Below are 19708 nucleotides of genomic sequence, written 5' to 3'. Positions count from 1 at the left end.
ACTGTGATGAACGTTAACATCTGTGGAGTTACCTATAAACACATATCGTACTTAATGACTGATGGAGATTTCCTTGGTATTATTTGGACATAGGAAACAACCGTTCCGAATCTTTTATATGGGATCTTTTGTTTGTTCTTCTTGCTTTACTTTGCTTAGTTTACATAGTATTTACTTTGCCTTCTTTAACTCCTGATAATTGCTTTTATATCTGATTCTCAGTAATTTTTCGTAACTTTGCACCCGTTTCTCTTCTTTTTAAGAAGTTTAGAATCCAACTTGAGTACATGAAAGATGGTGAGAATAATTCATTTTATAAAGGATTGGACGCTGCCTGTAGCAATAGCTACGGGTGCAATTATATATCTCTTTTTTGCTTTTATCCCTGCATTAGACAAAGCATCTGTTTTCTTTGCACCAATCTTTGATGAGATGTTACCACTCTTTATGTTCTTAGTCTTATATGTAACTTTCTGTAAAGTAGACTTTAGAGGGCTTGTTCCTGTAGGCTGGCATTTCTGGATAGGTTTCTCCCAAGTACTCTTTGTGGCAGTCATTATTGGTATAATCTCTTTCTTTCATGTTACAGGAAAAGGACTTGTCCTACTTGAAGCGATTCTTACATGCATCATCTGTCCCTGTGCAACGGCTGCTGCAGTAGTGACACAGAAGCTGGGCGGAGATCTGGAAGAGATGACATCATATACTTTTCTGTCGAATATTATCTGTGCCATTCTTATCCCTCTTTGTCTTCCATTGATAGAAAAGAGTGTCAACATGACTTTTATGAGTGCTTTTTTCCTTATTCTTTATAAAGTATGCCTTGTGTTAGTTGTACCTATGTTCTTGGCTTACCTTACGAAGCATATACGTATGCTACAGAGATTTTATCGTTGGGTTATAAGTGTGAAGGATCTTAGTTATTACCTTTGGGGGTGTTCATTACTTATAGTTTCTGGGACAACAATGAAAAATATTCTGCATGCTGATGCATCTGTAGGATTCCTTTTGTTAATAGCTATATTGGTTCTTGTTGTCTGTTTAGTGCAATTTGCAGTGGGTAGACATATTGGACATTATTTTAATAGTACGATTAATGCTGGGCAAGCTTTGGGGCAAAAGAATACAGCTTTTGCAATTTGGATTGCTTATACATACATGAACCCACTTTCAACAGTTGGTCCAGGATGTTATATCCTGTGGCAGAATATCATTAACAGTATTGAGATATGGTATTATGACCATACTATGAAACGAAAGAATTAAGAATCATGAAGAAGTATTATATAATAACATTATTAATATTGCTGTCATGCAATGTTTTGGCACAAGAAGATTATAGTTTCTCTGTACAGAAGAATCGTCCTGTTGAAACAGTGGAGCCTGATGTGTTGTCAGCACAGCCCTATAATGAACAGTCTTCTGAAGAGACAGAAGATATTTTGGTTTCACCGCCTTCTACATCCTCAACGCATGCAACACAAGTTGCTGATAGTCGTAATCAAGTTGTGTTACTTATAGGGGATTCTATGGCTGATGGCATGGGTGCTCGCTTCAATGATTACGCTGTCAAGAACGGTTTTGAATTCCATTCTATAGTCTGGTACGGTAGTACAACACGTGATTGGGCAATAGCTTCTGACCTACAATATCAGATAGAACGGGTACGTCCTACGTATATTATCATAAGTTTAGGTACTAATGATTTAGGATATAAAGATTATAATCGACGTACGGCTGCGATACAAACTATTCTAAGTCGTGTTGGTAATATTCCTTATGTTTGGGTAGGACCGCTTCCATGGCGAAAGGTAAAGGACCGTAGGATTGTTAATGTTATTCGTGATTGTACGGGTGAAGGGAAGTTTTTTGATAGCAGTTCTGTTATTGCTTCACGTGCTGATGGTGTTCATCCAACACGCCAAGGAGCAGCTCATTGGGTTGATAAAATAGTAGAATGGATGGGAGAACCTGAACTGAATGATAATCCGATAGAAATGGATCAACCTGATTTTACAACACGTTATCGCCATGACGAAAAGCATGGGATGGGGTATCACGGTAGAAGATAGTAAGAAATCGTATTCGCATAGTTATTTATCTAACGATTTAGTGTATAATATAGAAAGTCCATAGGGTTCTGAAAAGATCCTATGGACTTTCTATATTATTAGTAGGAATCAAAGCTATTAGCAAAGTTTAATTGCAGTCTTCATGGACTTTTCAGTCTCTTAGAACTTAACTTTGGTATGCAGGCTTAATGATATTATTCTTCTATTTCATCCTTTCGAGGCTTTGTCGCAAGGATAAAATAGATAATTAATGCACAATATGCAACGAGAGAGAGGAGCTCGGACAAATGATTTCCCCACCAGGAAGAATAATCAAAGTCGATACCTCCAAACTTGAGTAGGGCAGAGATGACCCCCATGAGTGCACCACCAGCAATGAATCCTGATGCCAAAAGTGTACCTTTGTCACCACGAGCTTTATTGATTGCCTCACTCTTTGAGCGTGTTGTTACGTACCAATTAACAGCTCCTCCAACAAGTAGTGGGATATTCAGTTCTAAAGGTATGAACATTCCAAGAGCAAAAGCCAGAGCTGGAACTTTACAACGGTCAAGTACAAGTGCTATTACAGCGCCAATCGCATAAAGAATCCATGGCGCCCCCTGTCCACTCATTAAAGGTTTGATGACAGCAGCCATTGCATTAGCTTGTGGGGCAGCAAGCTTGCCAGAGTTAAAACCATAGGTTTTGTCAAGAACAATCATCACACCAGCCACTGTCGCAGCTGATATTATGGTCCCCAGGAACTTCCAAGTTTCCTGTTTTCTTGGTGTTGTCCCAAGCCAATAGCCAATTTTCAAATCAGTAATAAATGACCCTGCCATTGATAGTGCAGTACAAACCACACCTCCCATGAGCAATGCAGCCAACATACCAGCATTGCCTTTCAAGCCAACAGCTACCATAACAACAGAAGCAAGGATCAAAGTCATCAATGTCATTCCTGATACAGGATTACTACCAACAATAGCAATGGCATTGGCAGCAACGGTAGTAAAGAGGAAAGCAATAACTGCAACCAAAATGATTCCTACTACGGCATGGAGTAAATTGAAGTCCATTACACCAAGATAGAAAAAGAGAAAAGTAACTACTAATGTAGCAATACTTCCAAAAGCTATAATCTTAAAGGAGATGTCACGCTGGGTTCGGATTATCATCCCTTGGTCTCCTCCTTTTCCTTTCATCTCACGTGCAGCTAAGCCTATAGCACTTTTAATAATCCCCCATGATTTTATGATACCTATAATTCCCGACATGGCGATACCCCCAATGCCAATAGAGCGAGCATAAGCCTTGAAAATTGCCTCTGGGGCCATCTGTCCAACAGCCGTGGTTATAGTTGGATCCCATTGGTTGAGTACACTATCTGGGAAAATAAGTGCCATACCTGGGACAATTAACCACCATACAGTCACGGAACCTAAACAAATTATAAAGGCATATTTCAAACCAATGATATAGCCGAGTCCAAAGACTGCTGCACCGGTGTTTACTTTAAACACGAGTTTTGCTTTGTCTGCAATAGTTTCTCCAAAGCCTATCATTCGGCTTGTTACGTTTTCATTCCACCATCCAAAGGTTGCAACAATGAAGTCATATAATCCGCCAATAAGACCTGCTATCAATAGTGGTTTTGCTTGACTTCCTCCTTTTTCTCCACTAACAAGTACTTGTGTTGTGGCAGTAGCCTCGGGGAAAGGGTATTTTCCATGCTGATCCTTTACAAAGTATTTACGAAAAGGAATCAAAAACAAAATGCCAAGGACACCTCCTAAAGCAGCTGCAATGAAAATCTTAAAGAAGTCAGCCTGAAGATCAAGCATATATATGGCTGGCATGACAAAGATACCACCTGCAACAACTGCTCCTGAACAAGCACCTATACTTTGGATGATAACATTCTCGCCAAGTGCATTTTTCCGCTTTGTAGCAGATGATAGGCCTATGGCAATAATAGCGATAGGGATAGCAGCTTCGAACACTTGACCAACTTTTAAACCTAAATAGGCTGCCGCAGCAGAGAAGAGAACAGCCATGAAGATGCCCCAAGTAATTGACCATGGACTTACTTCACGATATGTTTTGCTGGGTGACATGATAGGCTCATACTCCTCATCATCTTTTAGTTCTCTAAAAGCATTCTCTGGGAGATCAATGTTTTGCTTCACTTTATTTTCCATATTATTATAACTTTTATTCTGCTTGCAAAGATAAATAAAAATCATTTATCTTGCATCAATTCAATACAAAATATTACCTTTGTCTCTATGAAAGAGATTACACCGATAGCTTATTTCCACTCTCCACTGACTTCAAAGTTTGGTATACCTCGACAAAGTGGTTTATCTGAGAATCTTATTGGTCATATTGTTTTTGAAAAAAGATATCGTAAAAAAGAAGCCTTAAGGGGATTGGATGAGTTTGATTATTTATGGCTTATCTGGGGCTTTTCTGCTAATAAATCCTTGAATGAGTGCAAACTAACAGTACGCCCTCCGCGATTGGGTGGTAATGAGAGACTAGGAGTTTTTGCTACACGCTCTCCTTTCCGTCCTAATGGATTAGGGTTATCGTGTGTTCGTATCAAACAGATCAGTGAAGAAAATATTGAAGTTGTCGGGGCTGATCTTATGGACGGAACACCAATATATGATATAAAACCTTATATTCCTTATGTAGATTGTCATCCAGAGGCAAAAGGTGGGTTCACTGATATGAGGAAATGGAAACGTTTGTCTGTACATATTCCTAATAAGTTCTCCAAAGAATTTGGTGAGAATGAATTAGCAGCATTAAAGGATCTGCTTGCGGAAGATCCACGTCCACAATATCAACATGACGCAACGCGCATCTATGGTATGCCTTTTGGAGGTAAGGATGTAAAATTTAGAGTTCATAAAGATTTGTTAGAGGTTATCGGAATCGACTAGGAAAGACTGGATTTTATAAAGTAATATGATTCCTTGCGAAAATACTATTTCATGAGTTTATATAAATGAAGAGCATTTTTATAATCTTTTGAAGAATTAGTAGTATGTGAAAGAATAAAAAGTTTACGTGATTATAAAATGGTAAAAACACAATTAAATAGTAAAAGAAGCCTTTCTACAAAGTAAAATAGCATCTTTTGAATTGTGAATTGTAGATCTTTAATTATCTGTGTATTATGAATCTCAAGATGCTTGTTTTATGTTCATTCTTTGTATCTCTTACGATATATTATTTGTATAGATAGTTTCTTTTGTATCTTTAGGAGAGATTATGTAGATTTGAACAAGTATATGCTTATTCGTAGAACCATGTTGGAGTTCGCCTTACATATAATGTAGCCAAGCAAAAGCTTTGCGTTCTGAAAGATAGTTCAAGTTGTTCATGTTCCGATAAGCTTCACGTTCAAATGACAGATTCAAGTAAGCACGACCATGAAAGGGGAGGCGAATCAACCATTCTGTAATATACCAAATATAAAATGGTAAGATTAACATCTCAAGCATTTGACGCGTGTGTATACGCTCATGATTGATAAGTTCTTTTGTTAGATCAGTGTTAGGATGTACGAAAAGAATACCAAGAATATTGATCGCATCATAATTCTGGGGAGGTAAATATGGTGTTCGGATAATCTTCATTATTCTGTTTCTATTGACTCTATGCGGGGCTTAGATGCCGTAGGGGTCGTTGATGTCTCATTTAGTGAACTAGATGTCGTTTCAGAAGGGCTATTATCTATATCTGGATCTTCCGAAGTTTGTTCAGATTTCTTATGTCTTATTTGGTGTCTCCCACGAATACTATTAAATACTTTCTCTGCTTGTTCCTCCTCTTGATTATCGAGAGAGTCTTTAGATGTCGTATCCTTAGTGATGGTATCAAATTTTGCCTTATTTGATTCGGCTAGATTGGAGTCGGGTTCAATTGCAGTTTGAGTATATTCTGGATCATTTTTGTGTTGGCCGTAATAGAAAAATCCAAAGCCAACAAGGGAAAAAGTACCAATAATGATAAATGTTACGATTCCACGTCCTAATGTAGGTTCATCTTCTTTGCGAGGTATTGGCGTACCACAATGTGGACAGTGATTTGCTTTTTCATTTATTTCTGTATTACAGTTTGGACATCTCATTTTATATAAGCTTTGTTTCTGTTGGCAAAGGTAACGGAAAACGTAGAGATAGCAAAAGGATTTAGCTTTTTATTCATTTCTACTTTCTTTTTTGTATCTTTGCAAATGTTTCTCTGAAGATGAAAAAGAAATAATAAATGAAGAAGTTCCTACTGATTATAATTGCTTCTTTCCTGATAGCTGCTGGTAAAGCGCAACGAGGTATAGACGGTATTACTTTCATGGAAAACAGGCAAGAAGCAATGAAAGAGCTTATAAATAAGTTTGGACAGCCAGTGTCTGAAGTTGGTAATAAAGTTGTATTTAAAAATGTTTTGTTTAATGGGGATAAATATTCTGAAGCCGATGTCTTTTTTAATGGTGATAGTTGTCTGTATATTATTCGTCTAAGAACTATTTGTATAAGTCGACCAAAGGCAATTGAACATATGAAAACTTTGTGGAAAAAATATGCAGAAGTTTATAGTACTACGGAAGGAATGAATGCGGAAGATGGAAGATTTGTTGTAGGTTATGATAAAGATGGAACTCGTTTTTTTACTATTGCTACCTTCCGTAATAGCTGTGAACTATCGTTTGGTCCCTTCTAAATTTTAACATTATGAAGAAAATATTTGTAATTATATATTGTCTTGCTTGCAGTCTTTGTATTTCTGCACAGAGTCTTCGTGAAATATGGATAGAAATGCCAGATAGTATTATCCCTTATCTCACTAAAAGCCAGCGTACTGAGCTCGTAGATTACATTAAAATGAATGTTACTCCTGTTGTGAAGAACACTTTTGGTGATTCTACTTTTATAAAAAGAATGACAAAGGATTACCTTAAAGTTTTGCTAAATAAGAATACACAACTTGAGATAAAGATATTGGACCCATCTTCATTTGCCTTAGTTGAAACTTGGAATGGGCCTGTTGCTGAAAGTAAATTGCGTGTTTATGATTATCAGTGGAATGTTCGTAAGATAACTCTTCCAGAAACTTTTTCTGTACAACAGCCTGATACGATGAGTAATTCAACGTATGCAGATTTGTGCTCAATAATGACTCCGAGACTACAGGAACTTCATTTCTCAGACATGGATAATTTCTTGTTAGTAGATTATAACTTCCCATTATTGTCTAAAGAGGATGTTAAAAGGGCGAGGATGTTATTAAAACCTTCGCGATTAATATGGACAGGAAAGGTTTTTCGTTATGAAAAGTGATAGTTCTTTTGGCAATCTCTAATAAAATAATTACTTTTGCGGTGCGTTTTAAATAGCTGAAACATGAATTTGAAGATACGTTTAGCGTTGATGAACTTCTTGGAGTTCGCAGTGTGGGGGGCTTATTTAACTTCCATGGGACGCTATCTTGGTAATGTTGGTATTGGGTCTGAGATAGGTTTATTTTATTCCATGCAGGGTGTTGTCTCAATCTTTATGCCAGCCCTAATGGGTATTGTTGCTGACCGCTGGATTCCTGCTCAGCGTTTATTGGGCTTTTGTCATTTACTTGCAGGTTTATTTATGTTTGCAACAGCAGGTTATGGCATTAGTGTTGGGAAGCAGGCTGATTTTCCCGTAATATTTACTCTTTATTCTTTATCCGTTGCTTTCTATATGCCTACGTTAGCTCTTTCAAACTCTGTAGCCTATAGTGCGTTGACAAAAGCTGGGATGGATACAGTTAAAGATTTCCCTCCAATTCGTGTGTTTGGAACCATAGGGTTTATTTTAACCATGTGGATAGTAGACCTATTAGGTTTTCAGAGTAATCAGAATCAGTTTATAACCTCTGGCGTTGTAAGTATTATTCTTTTCTTATACACATTTACATTACCAAATTGTGATGTCTGCAAAGGTAATAATAAGAAAAGTTTTGTAGATGCGTTTGGTTTACGAGCCTTTGCGCTATTTAAGGAGAAGAAGATGGCAATATTCTTTATATTCTCAATGCTTCTTGGTGTTAGTCTTCAGATAACGAACAGTTTTGCTAATCCTTTCCTATTCAGTTTTGGTGCACAGCCAGAGTTTGCTGAAGCGTTTGGAGTACAACATGCGAATATTCTAATTAGTTTGTCACAAGTTAGTGAAACATGTTGCATTCTTCTTATACCATTCTTTATGCGTCATTATGGCATAAAGAATGTTATGCTGATAGCTATGTTCGCTTGGGTATTGCGCTTTGGATTATTTGGAGTAGGGAATCCAGGCTTCCCTGGAGTGTTGTTGTTTGTGTTGTCAATGATAGTGTATGGTGTAGCTTTTGACTTCTTCAATATCTCTGGTTCTCTGTTTGTTGATAATAGTACAGAGCCTGCGTTACGCTCGTCAGCACAAGGGTTGTTTATGCTTATGACAAATGGTGTTGGGGCTACAATCGGTACTTTAGTTGCTCAAGCTATTATTAATGCTTATACACATCCCCAAAAAGTTGGTATGGATATCTTAACTGTTGGCGACTGGCCAGCTTGTTGGTTTATCTTTGCTGGTTATGCTTTTGTTGTAGGAGTTTGTTTTGCTGTGATATTTCATCCGAAGAAGGCATAATATATGTAAGTCAAATTGTATAGTAGATATACTATTAGAGTGTAGAAACCTCACTATGAGTAAAGTTCAACTTCTTTTTGTTGGCATATCCGAAATTGTTGGAGGTCCGGAACTGGGGCTTCTTTTACTCACAGACTTAAGTCGTACAAGGCAGGTAGCTATTGTCTGTGATAGTAATATAGAATATGAAATCGGATTACGCACGAGTAAAGATGTGGATACGAGTAGATTTTTGCCTGAAGTATTATGTCAAGTAAGCCCTCTTATGACGAATGATCATTATGAAATCCTATTCAATTCAATTATTGATGGACAGTATAAGGCTTTGTTAGTTAATAAGGATGATTTAACTCATACACCTATGCGCGCTTCTGATGCAATTCTCTTAGCCTTAGTGGCAAAACTTGAGATCTTTATGGAGGAGCATCTTTTTAATCGTCAGAGTGTCCATAATATGGGAGGGCAGAATAAGATGGCATTACCACTTAATGCACTTAGCCCAGATATGTTACGTCGTGCTTTAAAGCAAGCCATAGAAGATGAAAACTATGAATTGGCATCAATGCTCCGAGATGAGATGAAACAACGTGAGAAGAGGAACTTAGATGAATAGATTTTCTTATAATTTTGATAAATGAAAGAAGCTAGATACTTTTATGTTCCTAATGCTGTAACAGAAACAGAATTACCTGCAGACGAAGCAATACATGCATTACGTGTTCTCCGATTGAAGGAAGGGGATGAGCTCTTTCTTATTGATGGGGAAGGATGTTTCTTTCGAGCAGAAGTCGCATTAACTACATCAAAGAAGTGTGTTTATACTATTAAACAAACACTTAAACAAGAGCCTACATGGCATGGTGGAATTCATCTTGCTATTGCCCCTACAAAAGATATGGGACGCATGGAATGGTTAGTAGAGAAGGCTACGGAGATTGGCTTTAATAAGATTAGTTTTCTTGATTGTAAATTCTCTGAGCGTAAATCTTTACGTGTAGATCGAATAGAGAAAATCATAATTTCTGCTGTAAAGCAGAGTAGGAAGGGATGGAAGCCTGTTGTAGAACCTATGATACCGTTCCATCAGTTCATTGATAATTGTACATCAGCAGGGCAAAAATATATCTGCCATTGCTATTCTGAAATTTCGAAACTGGATTTCTTTACAGAGGCGAATCAATCACTTGAAGAAGACATTCTTGTTTTAGTTGGTCCAGAAGGTGATTTCTCTTTTGATGAGGTACGTTATGCAATGGAACATGGCTTTAAGAGTGTGACTTTGGGGGAGAGTCGTTTGCGCACGGAAACTGCAGGGCTCTTTGCCGTTATGATATCACAGCTTGCACGTAGGGTGTAAGCTGTTTTTGTATATTAAAATTAATAATTAAGAATAGAATATTAGAAGGAATATGAGTAAAATGGGTATAATTTTTTATAGTCTCTCTAATGTGACATGAGTATTTGAAAAGAAGGGCTTTACAAGAATAGTCCATTACAAACTTTTGTCTTTCATCTCGTGTAAGTATCGAAAGTTTTATTTATATTTGCAACATACATTTAAATAACGTTATTATTTCATTTAATCTCTTAGCTTAAACTATGCAAAAAAGATTACTTTTCTTGTTCATGTTGTTAATGACAATGACAACTACTGTCATGGCTCAGATAACAACATCAGGAATCAGTGGTAGAGTGACATCTCAAGGTGAAGATGTCATTGGTGCTACTATTACGGCAACTCATGAACCATCAGGAACCGTCTATAGGGCTGTGACGAATATAGATGGTCGGTATACTATTCAAGGTATGCGTGTAGGTGGGCCGTACAAGGTACAAGTGGCTTATGTTGGCCAAAAAACAAAGACCTTTGAGAATGTGATGCTCCAACTTGGTGAGACGGAAGATCTCTCTTGTACACTACAAGACGATTCTAAAGAACTTCAAGAAGTTGTTGTAACAGGGAGTGCGGGTGTAAATGCCACAAAGACGGGTGCCGCACAAAGTATCAGCTCAAAGCAGATTGCTGATATGCCTAGTATTACTCACGGTATTGCTGATGTTGCCCGATTGAATCCACAGTTGACAACTTCAAATAATGGGGCTATGTCATTTGCTGGTGCAAGTAACCGTTATAATTCATTTATGATAGATGGAGCTATGAATAACGACGTGTTCGGTCTTACTGCAGATGGTTCAAATGGTGGTCAAGCAGGAACACAACCTGTTTCAATGGAGACTATTGAGCAAATTCAGGTTAACGTTGCTCCTTTTGATGTACGACAGAGTGGTTTTACGGGTGGCTCTATTAATGCTATTACTAAGTCTGGTACTAATAAGTTCCACGGTAGTTTGTATGGTTTTGGAAATAACCAAAGCTTGATAGGGCATCACTATCCGTATTCTGATGGTACTGGCTATGCACCAAAATATCAAAAACAGCAAGAGTACCAATGGGGTATGACACTTGGAGGTCCGATTATTAAGAATAAGTTGTTCTTCTTCATTAACTATGAAAATACGAATAAGACTTATCCAAACCTTAATGGTTATCGTCAGTCAGGTTCACGTGTTAATCCTGATGAAGCTGATGATGTCATGCAAAAAATTAAGGATATGGCTCAACGCCAAGGCTTGTCATATGATGGAACCTTTGCTAATCCTGACATTTATACGAAAAGTAATAAGTTTGGAGCTAAGATAGATTGGAATATCAACGATTTCAATAAATTCTCCTTCCGATGGAGTTATGTTGATGCAAAGCAATTGAATGTTGTTAGTTCAGCTTCTTCTTTGAATGATGATCACTATTATTTCCCATTCACGAGTAAGACGAATTCTTTTACAGCAGAGTTGCAAAGTAGGTTATCTCCTGTTGTAAGTAATGAAGCACGTGTAAGTTATGTACGTGTTCGTGATAAGCGTAATGTATCATCAGCTTTCCCTATGATCTCCCTACAAGTGACAGGTGGGTCTGTTAATATTGGTAATGAGCGCTCTTCAATGGCAAACTCTTTGGATCAGGATATATATACAATAGAAGATAACTTGACCTGGTATAAAGGTAATCATACCTATACTTTTGGTACACATAACGAATTCTATAAGTTCGCTAACCTCTTTATCCAAGATGCCAATGGCTCTTATGATTTTACTGACAAGGCCCATTTTGATAAATACTATGCTGATTTCATAGCAGGAACAATAGATCCTACCTATAATTATTTCCGTCAGTATCGATTTGGAGTAGCAAATGTTGATGTAACAGGAGACCCACGTTGGAAAGCTCCTTTCTCTGCAGGACAACTTGGTTTCTATGCCCAAGATAAGTGGAATGTGACACCATCTTTCCAATTTACATATGGTTTGCGAATGGAAATTCCACTTTTCTTCAAAACACCTACTGCAAATGAACCATTTAATCAGTATGCTGCAGCCCATAACTGGGGTGTTCGAACGAATCATAAACTCTCAAGTACTCCACTTTGGAGTCCTCGTGTAGGTTTCCGTTGGGATATTAATAAAGATCGTAAGTATATCCTCCGTGGTGGACTTGGTGTCTTCACAGGTCGTATTCCTTATGTATGGATCAGTAATAACTTCGTGAAGACAGGTCTCCAAATGCAGACTTATTCTGTGAATAGTCCTAAAGGACTGGATCTGATACTTGATCCAAATGGACAGGAGGCTAATGCGGCACGCTTAAGAGCTGCTGGTAGTCAAGAAGTCAATGTGTTTGAGGATAACTTTAAGTTTGCTCAAACATTGAAAGCAAACCTCGGTTTTGATTTTAATCTTTTGGGTATTGATTGGACAGCAGAAGCAATTTACTCTAAGACTTTAAATGATATTTATTATAAGAATCTTTCTGTTGATAAGACAGGGCAGACCTTTGGTCAGGTAACAGGGTATGACTGGGATAATCGTCCAATGTATGAACGGACAACTACTGGTACTCCTTATTCATATGTCTATGCTCTTTATAATACCAGCAAGGGATATACACTAAACTTGTCACTTAAGGCAGAGAAGCACTTCAACTTTGGTCTTGATCTTATGGCAAGTTACACATGGACTCGCTCTATGAGTGTCAATAGTGGTACTTCTTCTGTTGCTGGTAGTAACTGGATGTTCAATGCGACCTATCGTGATGCAAATGATCCAGAACTTAGTCTTAGTGCATACAATGTTCCTCATCGTATTCAAGCTAGTGCATACTATCATACAAATTATGGTGCAAGAAAACAGTGGGAGACAACTGTTGGATTGATATATCAAGGACGCAGTGGGTCACCATATGTCATTGAAGTTTATGGAGATATGAATGGAGATGGTGCTAATGGTAATGACCTTATGTGGATTCCTACAGATGCACAAATTGATAAGATGAAGTTCGCTAGTAATGTCAGAGTGAATAACAGTAAAGATATTTATCCACTGATTACCAAAGTTCTTGGCCCAGGCTTTAATGGAACATTAACGGAAGATCAGCAGCGCTCATTGATGAAGCAGTGGGTTGGTGATGATTCTTACATGCGTGATCATCGTGGGGAATATTTCAAACGCTATGCCGATAACCTTGCTTTTGAGCATCATTTCGATGTACACCTTGCACAAAAGTATAGTTTTAAGGTTGGTGGTCAGCTGAATTCACTTGAGTTAAGTTTTGATATCATTAATCTTGGCAACCTGTTAAATAAAGATTGGGGACATACTTATGGTGATGGTTTTGGCCGTTACTTTAGTCCTTTCAACTACGAAGGAAATGGTGTGTTTAAGTTTGATGGTACTCACGTAGCTCGTAATTACGATACTTATTATAGCCGTTGGCGTGGTCAACTCGGTTTGCGTTATACCTTCTAATTGGATGAATTAAGCATATAAAAAAGCAGGGACTCGGTATGGGTCTCTGCTTTTTTTCTTAACTTTGTAATCAAAATATTTATAGTATGATAATAGATTTTGATAAGATTAAAGAGGAGCACATAGATGGCTTCAAAGGTGGTGAAGGGAAACTTGATATGCGTGCTTATGTTGATGATAAAGCACGTATTATGTATTCAACATTACGACCAGGTGCTTTTAGTGGGAAACACCAGCATGTCGGAACCTTCGAAGTTATGTATGTCATTAGTGGGGAGTTAACAGTACATTATGATGATAAGACTGAAGTTGCTAGGGTAGGTCAGTTACATTATTGTCCGGAAGGGCATTTTCACTGGTTTGAGAATTGTACAGACCATGATGTAGTATATTTAGCTATTGTACCAACATTAGGATAATAGATTAATTATTATATGAGTTCACATGGACCGTATAATGATCACCTTTCAATTGCATTCTTTTTTTAATAACAAAATAGATGCTTATTTAACGTGAGTTCTACGAACTCACGTTAAATAAATGTTGCTATCACTTTTAACACTTCAAATAACATGCTAATAACAAGGAGGTTAAGTAGCAATACGACATGACAGAAGTGACAGCAACTTTGGAAAACAGGTCTTATCAACGTCTATTATGCAACTTTGTGTATGTCGTATTTTTCGTTTTCCAACTCATAATTAATGCCAAATCTTCTTAGAGGTATATAGAGTAAGTACAGTAATATTATCCTTGTTGTAACCTATCCTGTCAACAATAAAACAGAGTTGAGTACCATCATAGCCCTCTATCTGCATTTTTGCTACAACTCCCGTTTTTGCCATAACCCAATAGATCTTGCAGCCGAACTGATTCATCTGGTCTATGTAACTTTGGAAGTTTTGGCTACGTTCAATGACATTCTCGTTAGGAGAAATTTCAAAATCTTTTAATGAAATTAATTTTGTATCCATATAGACATAAATAATGTGTAAATAGTAAACGACGCTACAAATATACCACAAATACTCATAAAATACATTTTTTTTAAAATAATACTGACTTTTCTTGTTATAAACAATATAGATATATATATTTGCAAAATATAATTAGAATAAAAAAAGAATTGATTAAATGGTTCTATTGTATAGAAAAAATAAAAGCTTGTTGTTTCGGTTAACAAACTCGGCGAATCAATGAGAATGTATAATATTCGAGTCTATCTAAAATTTAATAGTATGAAAGTATTCAAAAAACAATCCAAAAACTTATGTTTGCAACCCGAAGATTTGCGTGCAATTCGTGGTGGAAGTGCAGAAAATGTAACAAGTAATAATCTTGCAAGTGAAGCAAGTTTTCCATGCACGGTAAGAGAGAAAGATGGTTCAATACGCACAAAACAAGTTTCTTCCGTTCAAGAATGCTTAGAGTTTGCAGGAAAGTGTTAATGACAAGGTAACGAAAACTAGTCAGTACTAAATTATTGACCAGTTTTCGTGTTTCTTTCAATTTATACATTTTATGAAAAAAATATTTATAGTCCTTTTGTTATTTTTTTTCTCACTTGAATTTGTCAAAGGTCAGACCTCTAAGCTTGGATATGAGGTCTCGGACTCTGCAGGGGTCCTTGAACTTGTAAAATGGGAAAGAAAAGATAGTATAGTGGATTTAACTAAAGAAGATAATTTAAAACAGGTTAAGGCTATAGGAAATTGCTGTTTTGTTTTTAACGATTACATTAAAACGGTCATACTTCCCGAAGGGGTGGAAATAATCAAAGGAAGAGCTTTTGATACTTGTAAAAATCTACATCATATATATCTGCCAAATTCTCTGAGAATTATTGGACAAAATTCTTTTAATATGTGCGAAAATTTACGTTTAGACTCACTGCCCCCAAATCTTAAAAGGATAGAATATGGGGCATTTTGGGATTGTTGCAGGATTACAATTTCAAAAATACCAAATACTGTTACTTATATAGGGGGTAAGGCATTCACATTGTGTGAAAGCATACAGGAATTGGTATTGCCCGATTCTATCATAGAAATAAAAGAACGCACTTTTGCAGGTTGTAAAGGATTAAAAAAAATAAAACTTCCCAATTCTCTGCAAACTATAGAGAAATATGCTTTTGCACGTTGTTTAAGTTTGGATGAAATTTCCTTACCTGCATCTATTCAAAAGATAGGGATACAAGCTTTTATTGGTTGCATTTCATTAAGATTAGTTATCCTATCCCCAAAGGTGGAAGTAGAAAATAATGCCTTTGACTTGTGCAAGAATGTTGTAATAAAAGAAATTCAAAAGTGACATTAATAGCTTATATTCTTAGACTACTGAAAGTACCCTTTACAAATAAGAATTTGAGAGGATTTTTTTGGACTCACCCTGATAGGGATAATCTATTAGGGTATGCAAGGATATTATCTTATTATGGGATTAAAATAAATGCAAAAATAATCGATAGTTTAGATTCTATAGACAAACAAGAACTTCCATACCTTTATTTTGGAAGAGAAAAGTTTATAAAACATTATTGCAAAAAAGATAAGAGCAAAGATAGCACAAAAAATTATATAATATTATCACATTATAAATGGTTTGAAAATGATCATATAGGAAAAACTCCTACATACATCCTAAATGGAGAAAAACTTCCATCAGGAATAACGATATTAGATATTATTAATGCATCTTAGTTATGAAACAGAATTATTTAGTCCTCTTTTTACTCATCCCTTTACAAGTTTTCGCTCAGAAAACAAATAATAATTATGAATGTATTTACGAATACACTGTAAAAACAGCGAATGCCGAAACAGAAACTTATACAGCGATATTGCAGTTTGATGCTATTCACGCTAAGTTTGTCGACTATGCTGCTTTTCAGTTAGACTCTTTGATGCAGACAGGACAAGCAACCGAAGAGCAGGTAAAGAAAGCAGAAGAGCGCATGGTGAAAACCGCCTACTACTTTGACCAAACTACCTTTGTAAATGTGGCAGATAAATCAATCTCCGTGTACAGTGTTATCCCTCCAAGTCTTTATTTTTATCAAGAGGGGATGAATGGTATTTCATGGCAACTTACCGAAGAGATCGATACTATATGCGGCTATCTATGTAATAAAGCGGTAGGAGAGTATGGCGGACGTACTTGGAATGCTTGGTTCTCATCAGAAATTCCATCCCAATTCGGACCTTGGAAGTTTGGTGGATTGCCTGGACTGATAATGTATGCTTGTGATACCGATAAAATCCACTGCTTTAAAGCTATTACGTTTAGGCAAGGTGCTACGCCAATCACTGCGCCTAAAATATCCAATAGCATTACTACCAGCCGTGAAAAATTTATCAAGGCAAAAAATCACTTTGAAGAAAACCCGATAGCCAACATCCCTACTGAGAGCATTACGGACATGAGAGTGGAAAAAGGCGACGGTGGAAGCAATTCTATTTTTATCAATGGGGTACAAGTACGCCTACGGACAAATGGCTATGTGCCTTTAGAGATTAAATGATGATGAAAAGATTACTCCTTTATATTCTCTGTCTTTTCGTTTGGATACAAGCACAAGCTCAAGAAAACTATACGTTGACTGGAATTGTGTCGGACTCTAATGGTATGCCAATAAGAAATGCCAATGTGCAGATTTTAGAAAATAACAAGCCCATTGCCTATACCTTTACCAATGAGAAGGGAAGCTATGCTTTAAGCTACAATAGTGTTAAAACGCAGGTGCTACTTTCTATCGGACATATATCGTTTGAGAAAACCAAGCTAGTAATAGATAGCAAAGAAACAAAAAAGAACATTACATTACTTGAAAAAAAGATGCAGTTAAGGGAAGTTGTTGTAAAGGCTCCACAAATAATTCAGCACGGCGATACACTTTCCTATCGGTTGAGTTCTTTCGCAGGAAAGGGCGATTACACGCTTAGAGATGCGATGAAGCGATTGCCCGGTATAGAGGTAACTAATTCGGGAAGTATAAAATATCTAGGAAAGGATATTTCCAATTTTTACATTGAGGGAATGGATCTTCTTGGTGGACAATATAATGTAGCCACAAACAATATTCCAGCAGACTACGTTACATCTCTGCAGGTGTTGAATAATCATAAAGACGCCAAAATGGACAAAGACGTGCTATCTGATGATGTGGCAATAAATATAAAACTTTCAAAGCACGCCAAGTTTAAACCAGTCGGGACATATGAAGCAATTGGAGGTTTAGGCAGTAATGGAGGACTTTACCAAACTAATGGAGCTGGTATGTTCTTCAAATCGCGTATGCAACTTTTGGGAACATTTAAGATAGGGAACATAAGGGAGTTTGCTACCGATGAAAATATCAATCATTTTCTAAACGACCAGTTAGAATCTTACGGTGTAAAACTATTGGGTAACTTATCTTCTTCTAGTGCACCACTCAAAAGAGAAAGGTATATCCATCCCAAAGATTATTCCGCTAGCTTCAATCTACTCTATAAACTGTCGGAAAACAAGTCGTTAAGAACAAATGTAGGCTATGCTTATTCCCAATGTAACTATGCTTACAATCATAAGATGTTTTTTGGTAATGGTTTGGACGAATTAGTGCAAGATTATCAATACCAATCTGCCTCTACACTTCACAAGCCTACCCTGACTATCGAATACAAGGACAATAGCGATAAACGATATATCACCAATCGGTTTTCATCAGTGGCTTCGTTCGTAAAATCAGAATTGCCAACAGTTGAAAACAATAGCAATTCGGTCTTTCAAAATGAGAAATATCACGATTTAGGTTTTTCCAACAACCTTTCCATACGTTGGAAAACAAATAAGTTTCGCTGGAGTCTTTCTTCTCTTCTCAGTTATACTACTATGCCTAATGGCACTATTCGCGTTTCACACGTAGGAGTAGCCTCTTTTCAGCAAAGTGCAAACAGCAAACAGTTTACGAATCAGGAAACTATTTCTGCCACTTATGAAAGAAGAGCCTCACGAGTTTATTTTCCTCTTTCATTCCAATATCGTAGCGAAAGGGTTAATTCAGCTTTGATAACTGATGACTATTCAGGCTTTAACCTAGTGAGGGGAAATGAATTAGATTTTTCATTCTCTCCACAATATGAATATACCCACCCACAACGGAAATATAATTTCAAGGCAGGCGTATCATTGGCTACAACAAGAATCGATTTTGAAAATGAGGGAACAACTCCATTAAAGAAGCAGAAATGGAGCTTTGTAATTAATCCTTCATTTTATTTTCTCTACAATGTTACACCAAGAGCTACGATAAGGATTCAAGGGGCTTTTGCAAACAAGATAGGTGATTTGGCTGATTTTATAACAGCACCGATACAAACCAGTCTGAACTATCAAAGGTACAGTTTAGGGATCTTGAGTGAGAATAGGAGTGTTACGCTCAATGCTATTTACGATTTAAAATATCCAATAGAAATGTTTTTTCTTAATTTTGGTATAGGCTACACACATCAGCACAACAATTTATTGTCGGCACAGAATGTGTCGCAAACATTGATTAAGGAATGTCCGGCACTAAGTCCTAACGGCACTGACAATATTAATACCTATTTCAATATTACAAAACAGGTAAAAGCTATCAACACCAAGTTTTCGCTGTACGGAATTTATATGCACAGCAAGAGCTTGATGATGCAAAATAGTATGATTTACAGCTATTCGTGGAACAGTCTAAATGTAGCTCCATCTGTTTCATTCAAACCTGTTTCTTTTATGGAGTTATATTATACTTATAGCTTTTCAAAGAACTTTACAAAGGTACAAAACGTGTCAAAATCTTTCTTGTCGCAAACACATGATATCAACTTGGTATTACAGCCTGTAACAAATCTGCAATTCAAGGCAATGGCAGATATTTCAACAAAGGAAATGTATCAAGATCTTACCAAGACTATGGCTATCTTCGATGCAGGGGTCAGTTACAGACACAAAGCATTTCGTTTCAGTATTGATATGAGAAATATTTTCAATCAGCAGTATTATAGTTACACCATTTTTAACATGATGAATACCTACGTTTACAGTTATCACATGAGAGGGAGAGAGTTGCTTTTTACTATTTCATTAACAAAATAA

General features: G+C 36.8%; 19 protein-coding genes. 15 read left to right on the top strand and 4 right to left on the bottom strand.

Annotation, left to right across the window (positions count from 1 at the left end; translation table 11 throughout):
- The first annotated feature begins 294 nt into the window (after nt 1-294).
- Both ACZ48L_RS01660 and ACZ48L_RS01655 read left to right on the top strand, forming a co-directional pair.
- Complete coding sequence (locus ACZ48L_RS01660; RefSeq protein WP_025790418.1) at nt 295-1266, top strand: bile acid:sodium symporter family protein; 972 nt, start codon at nt 295-297, stop codon at nt 1264-1266.
- A 5-nt stretch (nt 1267-1271) separates the two neighbouring features.
- Nucleotides 1272-2072: an SGNH/GDSL hydrolase family protein gene (locus ACZ48L_RS01655; protein ID WP_025790420.1), complete on the top strand. Its 801-nt coding sequence runs from the start codon at nt 1272-1274 to the stop codon at nt 2070-2072.
- A gap of 194 nt (nt 2073-2266) precedes the next feature.
- Here ACZ48L_RS01655 and ACZ48L_RS01650 read toward each other — a convergent pair whose 3' ends face one another.
- A complete protein-coding gene (locus ACZ48L_RS01650; protein WP_025790421.1) occupies nt 2267-4255 on the bottom strand; it encodes an OPT family oligopeptide transporter in 1989 nt (662 codons plus the stop codon).
- A gap of 87 nt (nt 4256-4342) precedes the next feature.
- Here ACZ48L_RS01650 and tsaA point away from each other — a divergent pair, with 87 nt between their 5' ends.
- Nucleotides 4343-5005, top strand: a complete 663-nt coding sequence (gene tsaA / locus ACZ48L_RS01645) for a tRNA (N6-threonylcarbamoyladenosine(37)-N6)-methyltransferase TrmO (RefSeq protein WP_008822498.1) — start codon at nt 4343-4345, stop codon at nt 5003-5005.
- A 384-nt stretch (nt 5006-5389) separates the two neighbouring features.
- Here the strand turns inward: tsaA and ACZ48L_RS01640 are convergent, their stop codons facing one another.
- Entirely contained in the window at nt 5390-5704 is a 315-nt protein-coding gene (locus tag ACZ48L_RS01640; protein WP_025790423.1) for a hypothetical protein, read from the bottom strand.
- Entirely contained in the window at nt 5704-6198 is a 495-nt protein-coding gene (locus ACZ48L_RS01635) for a zinc ribbon domain-containing protein (protein WP_025790425.1), read from the bottom strand. The genes ACZ48L_RS01640 and ACZ48L_RS01635 overlap by 1 nt, the downstream gene beginning before the upstream one ends.
- A 137-nt stretch (nt 6199-6335) precedes the next feature.
- Between ACZ48L_RS01635 and ACZ48L_RS01630 the strand changes: the two genes are divergently transcribed.
- The 7 genes from ACZ48L_RS01630 (at nt 6336) to ACZ48L_RS01600 (ending at nt 14010) form a co-directional block, all read left to right on the top strand.
- Nucleotides 6336-6788: a hypothetical protein gene (locus ACZ48L_RS01630; RefSeq protein ID WP_025790426.1), complete on the top strand. Its 453-nt coding sequence runs from the start codon at nt 6336-6338 to the stop codon at nt 6786-6788.
- An 11-nt stretch (nt 6789-6799) separates the two neighbouring features.
- Complete coding sequence (locus tag ACZ48L_RS01625; protein WP_025790429.1) at nt 6800-7405, top strand: DUF3256 family protein; 606 nt, start codon at nt 6800-6802, stop codon at nt 7403-7405.
- Between the two features lie 63 nt (nt 7406-7468).
- A complete protein-coding gene (locus ACZ48L_RS01620; protein WP_025790431.1) occupies nt 7469-8731 on the top strand; it encodes a nucleoside permease in 1263 nt (420 codons plus the stop codon).
- Nucleotides 8732-8786: 55 nt separating this feature from the next.
- Nucleotides 8787-9344 (top strand): bifunctional nuclease domain-containing protein, encoded by a 558-nt coding sequence (locus tag ACZ48L_RS01615; RefSeq protein ID WP_025790432.1) that lies wholly within the window; start codon nt 8787-8789, stop codon nt 9342-9344.
- 21 nt (nt 9345-9365) lie between these two features.
- The gene (locus ACZ48L_RS01610; RefSeq protein ID WP_025790434.1) at nt 9366-10088 is read left to right on the top strand and encodes an RsmE family RNA methyltransferase; all 723 of its coding nucleotides are present in this window, start codon (nt 9366-9368) and stop codon (nt 10086-10088) included.
- Between the two features lie 242 nt (nt 10089-10330).
- Nucleotides 10331-13591: a TonB-dependent receptor gene (locus ACZ48L_RS01605; RefSeq protein WP_025790435.1), complete on the top strand. Its 3261-nt coding sequence runs from the start codon at nt 10331-10333 to the stop codon at nt 13589-13591.
- Between the two features lie 86 nt (nt 13592-13677).
- On the top strand, nt 13678-14010 hold the full coding sequence (locus ACZ48L_RS01600; protein ID WP_008822489.1) for a cupin domain-containing protein: 333 nt from the start codon (nt 13678-13680) through the stop codon (nt 14008-14010).
- A gap of 282 nt (nt 14011-14292) precedes the next feature.
- Here ACZ48L_RS01600 and ACZ48L_RS01595 read toward each other — a convergent pair whose 3' ends face one another.
- Complete coding sequence (locus tag ACZ48L_RS01595; protein WP_025790437.1) at nt 14293-14565, bottom strand: hypothetical protein; 273 nt, start codon at nt 14563-14565, stop codon at nt 14293-14295.
- Between the two features lie 264 nt (nt 14566-14829).
- On the opposite strand from ACZ48L_RS01595, the gene ACZ48L_RS01590 reads away from it, so the two are divergent.
- From ACZ48L_RS01590 to ACZ48L_RS01570, 5 genes are all read left to right on the top strand, one after another.
- A complete protein-coding gene (locus ACZ48L_RS01590) occupies nt 14830-15039 on the top strand; it encodes a hypothetical protein (RefSeq protein WP_025790439.1) in 210 nt (69 codons plus the stop codon).
- Between the two features lie 73 nt (nt 15040-15112).
- Nucleotides 15113-15904, top strand: a complete 792-nt coding sequence (locus ACZ48L_RS01585; protein ID WP_464721997.1) for a leucine-rich repeat domain-containing protein — start codon at nt 15113-15115, stop codon at nt 15902-15904.
- The gene (locus ACZ48L_RS01580; protein ID WP_025790441.1) at nt 15901-16293 is read left to right on the top strand and encodes a hypothetical protein; all 393 of its coding nucleotides are present in this window, start codon (nt 15901-15903) and stop codon (nt 16291-16293) included. Before ACZ48L_RS01585 ends, ACZ48L_RS01580 begins: the two co-directional genes overlap by 4 nt.
- 2 nt (nt 16294-16295) lie before the next feature.
- Nucleotides 16296-17114, top strand: a complete 819-nt coding sequence (locus ACZ48L_RS01575; protein WP_025790443.1) for a GLPGLI family protein — start codon at nt 16296-16298, stop codon at nt 17112-17114.
- Nucleotides 17111-19708, top strand: a complete 2598-nt coding sequence (locus tag ACZ48L_RS01570; RefSeq protein ID WP_464721996.1) for a lantibiotic ABC transporter — start codon at nt 17111-17113, stop codon at nt 19706-19708. The genes ACZ48L_RS01575 and ACZ48L_RS01570 overlap by 4 nt, the downstream gene beginning before the upstream one ends.

It is taken from the genome of Prevotella histicola (assembly GCF_055385135.1).
The sequence above is the reverse complement of the archived record's forward strand: the minus strand, read 5'-3'. Positions and strand labels throughout refer to the sequence as shown.